This is a genomic window from Burkholderia orbicola, assembly GCF_900100915.1.
In the GTDB taxonomy this organism is placed as follows: Bacteria; Pseudomonadota; Gammaproteobacteria; order Burkholderiales; family Burkholderiaceae; genus Burkholderia; species Burkholderia orbicola.
This window is the reverse complement of the sequence record NZ_FNKW01000002.1, coordinates 525,379-537,958: the sequence shown is the minus strand read 5'-3', so window position 1 is coordinate 537,958 and position 12,580 is coordinate 525,379. Positions and strand designations below refer to the sequence as shown.

11 protein-coding genes are annotated in these 12,580 nt (G+C 70.6%); 3 read left to right on the top strand and 8 right to left on the bottom strand.

The features are described 5' to 3' along the window. Genes BLS50_RS19300 through BLS50_RS19275 form a run of 6 tightly spaced genes read right to left on the bottom strand, consistent with a single transcriptional unit; the run spans position 1 to position 6,176 of the window. A complete protein-coding gene (locus BLS50_RS19300; protein WP_074803515.1) occupies positions 1-1,185 on the bottom strand; it encodes a c-type cytochrome in 1,185 nt (394 codons plus the stop codon). A 50-nt stretch (positions 1,186-1,235) separates the two neighbouring features. Further along, positions 1,236-2,057 carry an ABC transporter ATP-binding protein gene (locus tag BLS50_RS19295; RefSeq protein WP_074803513.1) on the bottom strand — a complete coding sequence of 274 codons (822 nt, stop codon included), beginning with the start codon at positions 2,055-2,057 and terminating at the stop codon, positions 1,236-1,238. After that, the gene (locus BLS50_RS19290) at positions 2,051-3,148 is read right to left on the bottom strand and encodes an ABC transporter permease (RefSeq protein WP_074803511.1); all 1,098 of its coding nucleotides are present in this window, start codon (positions 3,146-3,148) and stop codon (positions 2,051-2,053) included. The genes BLS50_RS19295 and BLS50_RS19290 overlap by 7 nt, the downstream gene beginning before the upstream one ends. Positions 3,149-3,152: 4 nt before the next feature. Then, complete coding sequence (locus BLS50_RS19285) at positions 3,153-4,187, bottom strand: ABC transporter substrate-binding protein (RefSeq protein ID WP_074803509.1); 1,035 nt, start codon at positions 4,185-4,187, stop codon at positions 3,153-3,155. 31 nt (positions 4,188-4,218) lie between these two features. Beyond that, positions 4,219-5,058, bottom strand: coding sequence for a class II aldolase/adducin family protein (locus BLS50_RS19280; protein ID WP_074803506.1), 840 nt, complete (start codon positions 5,056-5,058; stop codon positions 4,219-4,221). Between the two features lie 32 nt (positions 5,059-5,090). Beyond that, positions 5,091-6,176 carry an LLM class flavin-dependent oxidoreductase gene (locus BLS50_RS19275; protein WP_023476895.1) on the bottom strand — a complete coding sequence of 362 codons (1,086 nt, stop codon included), beginning with the start codon at positions 6,174-6,176 and terminating at the stop codon, positions 5,091-5,093. 246 nt (positions 6,177-6,422) lie between these two features. Between BLS50_RS19275 and BLS50_RS19270 the strand changes: the two genes are divergently transcribed. Next, positions 6,423-7,781, top strand: coding sequence for an acyl-CoA dehydrogenase family protein (locus tag BLS50_RS19270; protein ID WP_074803505.1), 1,359 nt, complete (start codon positions 6,423-6,425; stop codon positions 7,779-7,781). An 88-nt stretch (positions 7,782-7,869) separates the two neighbouring features. On the opposite strand, the gene BLS50_RS19265 is transcribed toward BLS50_RS19270, so the two are convergent. Beyond that, positions 7,870-8,844: a LysR family transcriptional regulator gene (locus BLS50_RS19265; RefSeq protein WP_176934258.1), complete on the bottom strand. Its 975-nt coding sequence runs from the start codon at positions 8,842-8,844 to the stop codon at positions 7,870-7,872. Positions 8,845-8,861: 17 nt separating this feature from the next. Between BLS50_RS19265 and BLS50_RS19260 the strand changes: the two genes are divergently transcribed. Continuing rightward, positions 8,862-9,428, top strand: a complete 567-nt coding sequence (locus BLS50_RS19260) for a cysteine dioxygenase family protein (protein ID WP_074803502.1) — start codon at positions 8,862-8,864, stop codon at positions 9,426-9,428. A gap of 105 nt (positions 9,429-9,533) precedes the next feature. Continuing rightward, on the top strand, positions 9,534-11,159 hold the full coding sequence (locus BLS50_RS19255; RefSeq protein ID WP_074803499.1) for a rhodanese-related sulfurtransferase: 1,626 nt from the start codon (positions 9,534-9,536) through the stop codon (positions 11,157-11,159). A 70-nt stretch (positions 11,160-11,229) separates the two neighbouring features. Here the strand turns inward: BLS50_RS19255 and BLS50_RS19250 are convergent, their stop codons facing one another. Next, complete coding sequence (locus BLS50_RS19250; protein ID WP_074803497.1) at positions 11,230-12,375, bottom strand: glycerophosphodiester phosphodiesterase; 1,146 nt, start codon at positions 12,373-12,375, stop codon at positions 11,230-11,232. Positions 12,376-12,580 lie beyond the last annotated feature (205 nt).

The window sequence follows — 12,580 nt, the reverse complement described above, 5'->3', positions numbered from 1 at the left end:
TCAATGCGGGAGGCCGGCCTGTACGTCGCGCACGGGTTCCCGATCGACGCGCAGCAGCAGTGCGGTCAGTGCGTCGCCGCGGGCGGCCCGCGTGGACGGCCGGACAGCCGCCGTATCCGAGCGGCACAGCAGGTCGGCATCCGACCAGCCGGCGCTGCCCGGCAACGCACGCGCGCGCAGCCAGCCGCGTCGATCCGCAAGCAGTTGCGTGCCGCCGAGCGCATCGGGCGCGACGCCGGCAATCGTCGCGAACGCGCGCCACGCATCGGCGGTCGTCGCGACGCAGTTCGCACGCGCGGCGGTTGACGGCGGCACGGGCGCGCCGCGTTCGGTGACGAGCAAGGTCTGCCAGCGCGCGTCTTCCGGCGGCGGCGTCGCGCCCGGCGCGAGCGCGACGACGCGCACGTGCTGGCCTTCGCGCCAGTGCTCGAGCGCCTGAGGTGCGGCGTCGCCGCACCGCACGTCGAGGGCCGGCAGCGGGACCGGCACCGGCCACGCGCCTTCCGCCTGCGCGCCGCTGCCGGCGGCCAGCGCTTTCAGGTAGTCGAGCACGGCCCAGGTGTCCTGCGGGCCGAGTGTTGCCGCGAAGCCGGGCATCGTCGGCGCGCCGTGCTCGTCCTGCGTGCCGTGGCGCACGCGCCAGAACAGTTCGCCGTCGAGGCGACGCGCGAGCAGCGCGCCGGCGAAGGTCGGCGGCCAGTGCGCGAGCGTGGCCGCGAGCGGCCCTTCGCCGCGTCCGTCCGCGCCGTGGCAGGCCGCGCAATGTTGCGTGTACAGGTGCGCGCCGCGCATCACGTTCGATACGGAAAACGGCGCGGGATCGCGCTGAAAGCTGGTCGGCACGGCCGGCGCGAGCCACAGCGCAGCGGGCGGCCACGGCGCGAACCACGCGACGGCCAGCGCGGCGATGGCCAGCACGACACGCCGCTTGCGCGAAGCCAGCGCGGTGCACGCGAGCACGACGGCCAGCGCCGTCGCGCCACAGGCGAGCGCGAGCTGCCGCGTGAGCCCGGCATCGATGCGCAGCGTTTCGAGCGCGATGCGATGCGCCCACGGCCACGCGGCCTGGCCGTCGGCGTCGCCGGTCAGGCCGATCGCGTGCAGCCCACGCGCCAACGCGATTTGCGCGCGATACAGCAGTTGCAGGAACGCGATGGCCCAGTCGGCGAACGGCGGCGCGTTCATCGCGCGCGTCCCCGGCGGATCGCGGTCAAACGTCGAACGGCATCCGGCATCTACCAGCTCGCATCGAGCCCGAGATACCGCAGCGCGTCGTGCCGCAATTCGGCGAGGCGCGGGTCGCCGCGATGGCGCGGGTAGGGCAGGTCGACGCGCAGTTCGGCGACGATCGTTGCCGGGCGCGGCCCGAACACGATCACGCGCTGCGCGAGGAACAGCGCTTCTTCCACGTCGTGCGTGACGAGCAGCGCGGAGAAACCGTCGCGTTGCCACAGCGCGGTCAACTCGGCCTGCATCGTGAGCCGCGTCAGCGAATCGAGCTTGCCGAGCGGCTCGTCGAGGATCAGCAGGCGCGGATCGTTGACGAGCGCGCGGGCGAGCGCGACGCGCTGCGCCATCCCGCCGGACAACTGATGCGGAAACACGTTCGCGAACTCCTGCAGCCCGACGCGCGCGAGCGCATCGTCGACGCGATGCTGCGCGGTACGCGCCACGCCGCGTGCTTCGAGGCCGAGCGCGACGTTCGCGCGCACGCGCCGCCACGGGTACAGCGTCGGGTCCTGGAACACGACGATGCGCGACGGATCGGGGCGCTCGATCGGCACGCCATCCTGCGCGATGGTGCCTTGCCGCGCGGCGTCGAGCCCCGCGACGAGGCGCAGCAGCGTCGATTTTCCGCAGCCGCTCGGGCCGAGCAGTGCGACGAATTCGCCGGCCGCGACCGACAGCGACACGTCGTCGAGCACCGGCAGCGCGCCGCCGGGGCCGTCGAACGCATGGCTCACGCGGCGGATGTCGATGCGCGCGCCGCGCGGCGGCGTGACGGCGGGCGCCGCGGCAGTGGCCGCGGACGGTTCGAGTACGGCGGCGCTTACCATTTGACGGTTCCTTTCTGCCAGGCGAGTACACGGTCGCGCACCGCGAACAGCAGCGCGATCAGCCCGGAAAACAGCAGCGCCATCACGATCAGCGCCGCATACATGTTCACGTACGACGCCCAGCCCTGCGCCCAGCTCAAATACCAGCCGAGCCCCGACTTGACGCCGATCATCTCGGCGACGACCAGCACCGTGAACGACGCGCTCAGCCCCATGAAGATGCCGACGAACACGTGCGGCAGCGCGGCCGGAATCGCGACGCGCAGCACGAGGAAGCGTGCGTTCGCGCCGAGCGTGCGTGCGACGTCGTAGTACTGCTTGTTCACGCTCGCGACACCGGACCACGTCAGCACGGCAACCGGGAAGCCCGTCGCCAGCGCGATCAGGAACGCGGCGGCCGAATAGCTCGACGGGAAGAAGTAGAACGTGAGCGGCAGCAGCGCGGTGGCCGGCACCGGCCCGAGCACGCGCAGCACCGGATGCACCCAGTAGCCGATCCGCCGCGACCAGCCGATCGACACGCCGACCGCGAAGCCGACCGTGACGCCGTACGCGAAGCCGAGCGCGAGCAGCTTCAGCGTGTTGGCGGCGCTGCCGGCGAGGCGCGGCCAGTCGTCGACGTAGACCTCGATCAGCGCCTGCGGCGGCGCGAAGAACGGCGTCGGCAGCCAGCCGGTTTTGGCGGTGACGATTTCCCACGCGGCGAGCACGAGCGGCAGCGCGACGAGCCACGGGCCGGCCGGCCGTACCCGCGCGAGCCGCGTGCGGGTCGCCGCAACCCGATGGCCGAGCGTCGCGGCGACGAGCAGCAGCGCGGCGATCGTCCACGCGGCCGTGCCGAACGTGTCGGTGTACGCCCAGTCGCTGAAGCCGACGATCCGGTTCGGCCACAGTTGCGTCAGTGCGCCGAGCGCGGCCCATGCGAATGCGGCGGCGATCCCGGTCGGCCAGATGCGCTCGCGCCGCGCCTCCGCGGCCAGCGTGGCTTCGCACGTCGTGCAGGCCGGGCGTGCGGAAGCTGGAGCGTTGGCGGCGGCGCCGGCCGGAGCCGATGCGGTGCGTGCGGCGGAAGCGTGTTCGATCGTCGACATCGCGTTACCCCAGTACGTTCGCATAGACCTGCTGCGCGAAGCGCTGCGGGTCCGTGCTCTTCTTCAGCACGCTGATGCGGCGGAAATCGTCCGCATAGAACGCGATTTCCTGCTGCAGGTCGACATTGGTCGGGTGATGCGTGTAGGTGAGCGTCGCATACAGCTTGCGCAGATCCTCGGGGCTGATCTTCGGCGAATACTTCGCGAACACCTTCGCGGCTTCGTTCGGGTTGTCGTGCGTGTACTCGGTGGCCTGCACGATCGAGCGCGCGAGCGCGGCGGCCGACGGCCGGTCGTTGCGCACGAGGTCGCCGCGCGCGCCGATCACGCAGCACACCTTGCGCGCGTATTCGCCGGACAGGTTGGTCGCGAGTTCGGTGTACGCGCCGTTGCTGCGCTTTTCGAGCAGATACAGATTCGGGTCGCCGTCGGCGATCGCGTGGATCTCGCCCTTGTCGACCGCGACGCCGAGCAGGTCGGCCGGATACTGCCGCCACGTGATGTCGCGCTCCGGATCGACGCCGTTCTTCGCGAGCAGGATCGAGAAAAAGTGCTTGCCGGGCGCGGCGAGATCGCTGACGCCGACCGTCTTGCCCTTCAGCGCCTGCAGCGTCGTGACGCCGGCCGCCTTCGCGCCGAGCAGGCGCACGCAGCCGCCGTGCGAACTGCCGATGATCTTCACGTCGAAGCCGGCTTCGAGCGGCTTCAGCCAGCGGTGGATCATCCCGACCGCCGCATCGGCCTTGCCGGTCGCGATCGATTCGAGCAGTTGATCGGTCGAGCCGCTGTAGTTGACCAGCTCGACCTGCAGCCCGTTTTTCTCGAAGAAGCCGCGCTCCTGCGCGACGACGATCGGCGTCAGGCAGAACGCGTTCTGGTTCCACGCGAACGTGAGTTTCTTCAGCGGCGGCGCGGACCACGCCTTGCGGCCGAGCGTGATCGCAGGGACGGCGAGCGCGGCGGCGCCGGCCGCGCGCAGCAGCCGGCGGCGTTGGTCGTCGTGCGTGTCGGCGGGCGCGGGTGCGGTGGTGTGGGTCATTGTGTGGTCTCCGGGGTGGCGCAAGGGTGGCTCAGTCGAGCAGATCGGGTTCGTCGGCGACGACGCGCGCGAACAGGCTGTCGAACGCATGCAGCGCACCGTCGGGGCCGCCGATCTGGCCGTGCGTATGGCGCGCGGTCGCGTGATCGATCGGCTGCGGCGTGCCGGCCGCCTCGGCCAACAACTGCGTGTGCGCGACGTTGTCGAGCGCGATGTACCACCACGCGGCGGCCTCGACCGTCGGGCCGGCCGTCAGGATGCCGTGGTTCTTCAGGATCACGCCCTTGTGCGTGGTGCCGTCCGGCTTCGCGAGCGCATCGGCGATTCGCGCGCCTTCGCTGGTGTCGACGACCATCCCCGTGAAGTCGTCGAACAGCGCGTGGTCTTCATAGAACACGCACGCGTCCTGCGTGAGCGGATCAAGCGGGCGGCCGAGCGTCGACCAGGCCTTGCCGTAGGTCGAATGCGTGTGCGCAGCGGCGACGACGTGCGGATGGGCTTCGTGGATCGCCGCATGGATCGCGAACGCGGCCTTGTTCAGCGGCCGTTGGCCGATCGCGGTTTCGCCGCGCGCGTTGACGAGCAGGAGGTCGGAGACCTTGATCTGCGAGAAATGCACGCCGAGCGGGTTCACCCAGAAATGATCGGGCAGTTCCGGATCGCGCGCGGTGATGTGGCCGGCGAGGCCCGACGCGAAGCCGAAGCGCGCGAACAGGCGGAACGCGGCCGCGAGCCGCTCCTGCCGGTGGCGGCGCTCGGCGGCGACGTCGATGCGCGGCACGGGCGGATCGAACCAGAAATGCTGGCGCGGGGTATCGGCGAGCACGAGGCCGGATGCGGTACGGTCGGGCGACGAAAGGACGGCGGACATGGTGGCGTAGGGCTCCGTATGGTTCCGTGGGCTCAGGCGGCGCGGCGGGCCGCGTCGCGTGCGGCGACGGCGCCGCGCACGCGCGGAATCAGTTCGCGGCCGTAGTCGATCGCGTCTTCCAGCGGATCGAAGCCGCGGATCAGGAACGTCGTCACGCCGAGGTCGTAGTAGTCGAGCAGCGCGTCGGCGACCTGTTCGGGCGTGCCGACGAGCGCCGTCGAATTCGAGCGCGCGCCGGTGAGCTTCGCGATCTCGGTCCACAGCCGCTTGTCGACGCGCGAGCCGCGCTCGGCCGCGGCGAGCAGGCGGCGCGCGCCTTCGCTCTGCTGCGGGCCGCCGGCGCCGAGCCCGGCCGCTTCGCGCAGCCGGCGCGTTTCGTCGAGGATGCGGTGCGCACGCGCCCATGCTTCGTCCTCGGTCGCCGCGAGGATCGGGCGGAACGACACGGAGAAGCGCACCTGGCGGCCATGCTTCGCGGCTTCGGCGCGCACGCGCGTCGTCAGGTCGCGCACCTGGTCGAGCGATTCGCCCCACAGCGCGTAGACGTCCGCGTGCTTGCCGGCCACCGCGAGCGCCGCGTCCGACGCGCCGCCGAAGTAGATCGGCACATGCGGCTGCTGGAACGGCTTCACTTCCGAGAAACCCTGCTTGAACCGGTAGTGCGCGCCGTCGTGATCGAACGGCTGCGGTTCCGTCCAGATCCGCCGCAGGATGCCCAGGTATTCGTCGGTGCGCGCATAGCGCGCGTCGTGATCGAGGAAATCGCCGTCGCGCTGCTGCTCGCTGTCCGAGCCGCCGGAGATGAAGTGCACGGCGAGCCGGCCGCGGCTGAACTGGTCGAGCGTCGCGATCTGCCGCGCGGCGAGCGTCGGCGCGGTGAAGCCCGGGCGATGCGCGAGCATGAAGTGGATGCGCTCGGTCGCGGCCGCCGCGAACGCGATCGTCAGCGTCGCCGACGGGCCGGTCGAGTGATGCGGCACGAGGATCCGGTCGAAGCCGGCCGTTTCGTGGGCGCGGGCAAAGTCGCGCACATAGTCGGGATCGACCACGGGGCCGGACGCCGGGTGGATTTCCGACTGTTTCTGGCTCTGGATCATGCCGATGAATTCGACGCTCATCTGGGTCTCCGGTGCAGGGATGTCCCGGCGCACGGCCGGGCGGGAATGGAGCGCAGGTTAACGCCGCGATCATGCGGAATGGAAATAATCAATCCCGATTTGAATATCAGATTTGCATGGTTTGGGGGCGCATGCGTTGCGCATACGCTGTGGGCTCGTGAATGATCGGGCGCGCGTGGGTGCCGCGTTTGCCGCCTTTGTCGCCATTTCGCCGCCGTGTTCGACCTACCCAGGGAATCCGTTTCGATGTCCGCCAGCCTTGCCGCTTCCTCGCCGTCACCGCAACCTTCGCTGCGCCTCCTGTCCGCCGATGCGGCCGGCACCGCTGACGTTGCAGACGCCGACGAGACGAACGACGCGCGCCTCGCCGCGCTGCTCGAGCGCCTCGCCCCCGAACTCGCCGCCGATGCGGCCCGCAACGACGTCGACGGCCGCTTTCCGCACGAGAACTTCGCGCGGCTGCATCGTGCCGGGCTGATCGCGCAGGTCGTGCCGCGCGAGCATGGCGGCGCCGGGGCGACGCTCGCGCAGGCGAGCCGGATCGTCGCGGCCGTCGCGCGGGCCGATCCCGCCACCGCGCTGGTGCTGACGATGACGTATCTGCAGCATCGCGCGCTCGGCCGCGCCGACAACCGCTGGCCGGCGCAGGTGCGGCGCGCGGTGTTCGACAGCGCGGTCGCGCACGGCGCGCTGATCAACGCGCTGCGCGTCGAGCCGGCGCTCGGTTCGCCGTCGCGCGGTGGGCTGCCGGCAACCATCGCGCGCCGCGACGGCGACGGCTGGCGGCTGTCGGGCCACAAGCTCTACAGCACCGGCATTCCGGCGCTGCGCTGGCTGGCCGTGTGGGCGCGCACCGACGAACCGGCGCCGCGCGTCGGCGTGTTTCTCGTGCCGCGCGACCCGGAGGCTGACGGCGAGCGCATCCGCGTGATCGAAAGCTGGAATCACCTCGGCCTGCGCGCATCGGGCAGCCATGAAGTCGTGTTCGACGACGTGCCGCTGCCGGCCGAATATGCGGTCGACGTGCGCGCGCCGGACGCATGGGTCGTGTCGGCCGCCACCCATGCGGATGCCGACGCGCAGGCCGATCAGCAGGCGTGGATGGTCGCGCTGCTCGGCAGCCTGTACGACGCGGTGGCGCGCGCATCGCGCGACTGGCTGGTCGAATTCGCGACGACGCGTGCGCCGAGCGGGCTCGGCGCACCGCTCGCGACGCTGCCGCGCGTGCAGGAGGCGGTCGGCGAAATCGAGGGCTGGCTGCACACGAACCGGGTGCTGCTCGACGATCACATCGCGCGCACCGACGCCGGCAACGCGCCGTCGGTGACGACCAGCGGTCTCGTCAAGCGCACCGTGACCGAGCAGGCGATCCGGACGGTCGAGCAGGCGCTGAAGCTGTCGGGCAATCACGGGTTGAGCCGCACCAATCCGCTGGAGCGCCACTATCGCGACGTGCTGTGCAGCCGCGTGCATACGCCGCAGGACGATGCGATCGCGGTGGCGGCGGGGCGGGCGGTGCTCGATGCGGCGCCGCGCGGGCAGACGCACGCGGCGGCGGACGCAGCGTCACGCAACGGGGGCGAACGCGGTCGACATGATGCGTGAGCCGGGCCGGGTTGCCGGGCACGGCAACGGCGTGGCGCGCCGCAGGCGCCGCGCGGCCGCCGTGGCCACGACGGCCGCTACAGTCAGGTCAAGCGGCCTTGTCGTGCGATCGCTCCGGCAGCGCGAACGCGGCGCGCGCATGCGCGGCGATGGCCGCGAGCGGCGCGTCGAAACGGGCCGCATCGTGCCGGCGCAGCAGCCACAGATCGATCTGCGGCTTGAAATCGGCGAGCGGCACGATGTCGAGCGCGTCGCGCAGCGGGCTGCCTTCGACGAGCGGCAGCGGCATCAGCCCGAGGCCGAAGCCGTTGGCAACGCTCTGCAGTTGCAGGTCGCGGCCGTACGCGTCGAGCGTGACCGGCATCGGCAGACCCTGCGCGTCGAGCGCGCGCCGCAGGCCCGCACGAAAACCGCAGCCGTCCGGATTGAGCACCCAGCCGCGCGCATGGCAATCGGCGAGCCGGTAGCTGCGGCGCGGCCAGTCGCCCTTGCGGCCGACCGCGACGAGCCGCGTGTCCAGCAGCCGAACGCCTTCGACCTGCGCCGGCAGCACCATTTCGCGGGCAAGGAAGACGAGCGCCGCATCGAGTTCGCGGCGGGCGATGCGTTCGACGAGCAGGCCGCCCCATGCGGTCGTGACCTGCGTCGCGAGCGCGGGCCATTGCGCGGCGAGATCGCCGATGAGCGCCGGCAGCATCAGCTCGCCGAGCCCCTGCGTGAGCCCGATCCGGAATTCGCCGGCTGGCGGCTGCTGGCCGGCCGTCAGTTCGCGCAGCGCGTCGACCTCGCGCAGGATCGCGCGACACTGTTCGAACACCTGCCGGCCGATGTCGGTCGGGCGCGGCGGCTTCGTGTTGCGGTCGAGCAGTGTCACGCCGAGCGCTTCCTCGAGATTCTGGATGCGCCGCGTGATCGCGGGCTGCGTCATCCCGAGCTCGGCCGCGGCCTGGCTCAGGGTCTGGCAGCGCACGACCGCTGCAAAAGCGTCGATATCGCTAATTTTCATGTTTGTTCTGCATGGTCTTTCAGGTGCATCATGACGATCCATCATATTCGGCATCATATTCGAGGAGACGGCCGATGAGTACGCTTTCGTTGCAACAGACGCCGCTGCGTCCGTTCGTCGAGAGTCTGGATGCGCTGCTCGCGTCCGGCGCGAACGAGGCGCGCATTCTCGACGAGGGCGGCGCGCTGCTCGCCGCGCTCGTCGAACACGACGACTGGTTGCCCGACGCGTTCGCGCAGCCCGATCCCGAGCGCTACCGGCAGTACCTGCTGCATCTCGACCCGGACGAACGTTTCTCGATCGTCAGCTTCGTGTGGGGGCCCGGCCAGGCGACGCCGATCCACGACCACACGGTGTGGGGGCTGATCGGGATGCTGCGCGGCGGCGAGTTCTCGCAGCCGTACCGGTTCGACGCGGCCGGCAAGCCGGTGCCTGCCGGCGACGCCGTGCGGCTGCGGCCGGGCGAGGTCGAGGCCGTGTCGCCGCGCATCGGCGACGTGCATCGCGTGACCAACGCGTTCGCCGACCAGGTATCGATCAGCATCCACGTGTACGGCGCGAACATCGGCAAGGTCGAGCGCGCGGTGTACCTGGACGACGGGACCGTGAAGCCGTTCGTGTCGGGTTATTCGAATGCCTGACGCACGGCCCGCTCGCGCGGCCCGTTGCGGGTGCGCGCCGGCAGGGCCACGCTTGCTCCGTTCCGCTTCATTCATCGATTTCAACGCATTCAACATAAAGACATCGTGACGCAATCCGCCGATTCCATTTCCCGCTTTCCCGTCGCGTCGTACCAGGACGTACGCGCACGCCTGCTGGCCCGCGACGAGATCGCGCTGATCGACGTACGCGAGGAAGATCCGTACGCACAGGGCCACCCGCTGTGGGCCGCCAACTTTCCGTTGTCGAAGCTCGAACTCGACGCATGGACGCGGATTCCGCGCCGCGACACGCCGATCGTCGTGTTCGGCGAAGCGGGCGGCGAGGATCTCGCGCCGCGCGCGGCCGCGACGCTCGCGCGGCTCGGCTACACCGACGTGCGGCTGCTCGACGGCGGCCTCGCGGGCTGGGTCGCGGCGGGCGGCGAACTGTTCATCGACGTGAACGTGCCGAGCAAGTCGTTCGGCGAATGGGTCGAGGCCGTGCGCCATACGCCGTCGCTGTCCGCGCAGGAGGTGCAGGCGCTGATCGACGCGAAAGCCGATGTCGTGATCGTCGACGCGCGCCGCTTCGACGAGTACCAGACGATGAACATCCCGACGTCGACCAGCGTGCCGGGCGCGGAACTCGTGCTGCGCGTGCGCGCGCTCGCGCCGGATCCGAAGACGCAGGTGATCGTCAACTGCGCGGGCCGCACGCGCAGCATCATCGGCACGCAATCGCTCGTCAACGCGGGGCTGCCGAATCCGGTCGCCGCGCTGCGCAACGGCACGATCGGCTGGACGTTGGCCGGCCAGACGCTCGAGCGCGGTGCGGCGCGTCGCTTTCCGGACGAGATCGACGCGACGCAGCGGGCCGATGCGCGTCAGGCCGCCCGCGCGGTGGCCGAGCGCGCGGGCGTGCCGCGCATCGCGATCGAGGACGTCGCCGCGCTCGACGAACCGGGCCGCACGCTGTACCGCTTCGACGTGCGCACGCCCGAGGAATACGAAGCCGGGCATCTGCCGGGCTTCCTGAGTACGCCGGGCGGCCAGCTCGTGCAGGAGACCGACCATCACGCGGCCGTGCGCGGCGCGCGGATCGTGCTGGCCGACGACGACGGCGTGCGCGCGGACATGACCGCTTCGTGGCTCGCGCAGATGGGCTGGGACGTGCGCGTGGTCGAGCCGGCCGGCACCGCGGCATTCACCGAGCGCGGCCAGCCGCCGCGCGACGTGCCGGCGACGCCGCCCGCCGCCGACGTGTCGCCCGCGACGCTCGCCGGCTGGCTGAAGGAGGCCGCGCCCGGCGAGCTCGCGATCGTCGACGTGACGGCCAGCGCGAACTACGTGAAGCGCCATATTCCCGGCGCGTGGTTTGCCGTGCGCGCGCAGTTGCGCGACGCACTGGCGACGATTCCGCCCGCGAAGCGCTACGTGTTCACGTGCGGATCGAGCCTGCTCGCGCGGTTCGCGGCGGATGACGCGCGTGCGCTGCTGCCGGCATCGGCCGAGATCCGGGTGCTGGCCGGCGGCACGGCCGCGTGGATCGACGCCGGGCTGCCGCTGGAGAGCGGCGAGACGCATCTGGCGTCGCCGCGCGTCGATCGCTACCGGCGTCCGTACGAAGGCACCGACAACGCGGCCGCCGCGATGCAGGCGTATCTCGACTGGGAATACGGGCTGGTCGACCAGTTGAAGCGGGACGGCACGCACCACTTCAACGTGATCTGAGCGATGCGGGGAAACCGGGCGCGGCACGTCGTGCGCGGCGCCCGGTCACGAAGCGGATCGGCGCTTGGTATCAGCGCTTGAACGTATCGACGGCCGTGCGGCCGACGGCCGGATCGTCGGTGAAGAAGCCGTCGATCCCCGCGCGCAGGTATGCCTGAATCTCGCGCACCGAGCCGGCCGTGTTGCGCGTGGCCGGCGTGCCGCCGTCCTTCAGCGACGCAGGCAGGAAGTTGTTCTCCGGACGGAACGTGTACGGATGCACGACGAGGCCGGCCTCGTGCGCGTAGCGCACGTACGGCGTCGGCTGCTGCAGCGTGCCGTCCGCGGCGACCGCGATGATCGACGTCTTGTACGGCCCGACGCCGTTCGCATAGGTCGCGATCTCGCGCATGCCGTCGCGCGTCGACAGGTCGCCGTAGGTGCGCGTGTCGTTCGCCTTCACGAAGTCGTACGGGCGCTGCTGCGCTTCGTCCATCAGCTGCACGAGCTTCCAGTTCGGCTGGCTCGACTTGATCCGGTTGCGGATCGTCTTCAGGTTCGCGACTTCGAACGACTGGATGTAGACGGTCGCCGTGCGCGACGTGTACGCATCCTTCAGCAGCGCGTCGACGAGGCGATCCTCGAGCGGCAGGCCGATCGACTGGAAGTAGGTCGGATGCTTGGTTTCCGGGTACAGGTGGATCGTGCGGCCGGTCTGCGTGGACATCTGCTTCGCGAGCGCGACGATCTCGTCGAACGTCGGAATCTCGAACTGGTCGTTGTACGCGGTATTGGCGGGGCGTACCTGCGGGATGCGCTCGCGCGCCCGCAGCGTCTTCAGCTCGGCGAGCGTGAAATCTTCGGTGAACCAGCCCGTCAACTGCGCGCCGTCGATCGTCTTGGTCGCCTTGCGGCTCGCGAATTGCGGCAGCGCGGACACGTTCGTCGTGCCCGAGATCTCGTTTTCGTGGCGCGCGACCAGCACGCCGTCGCGGGTCGACACGAGGTCGGGCTCGATCACGTCCGCGCCGTCCTCGATCGCCTTGCGGTACGACGCCAGCGTGTGTTCGGGGCGCAGCGCGCTCGCGCCGCGATGGCCGACCACCTGGACCTTCGCGGAAATCGGCTGCGTGGGATCGCGCGTCAGATCGTCGTCGCCCCCGCACGCGGCGAGCAGGAACGCGGCGGCGCAGGCGAACGGGACGTAGCGCAGAGAGGTCGGGCGCTTGAGGAGCATGTCGATGAACCTTCGAAAACGGAGTCGGAAAGGAGTCGGAAAAGGGCGCTCGCGCCGGCGGCCCGGCGGGCAGCCCGGGCTGAACGGAGTCGAACGGAGTCGAACGGTGCGCGATCGTCGCATCGAATGATTACATATGTATTACTTCGACCTTTCCGTTCTGTTTTGAAGGCGCGACGTGCAGGGCAGCGCGAGTGACGGCGGG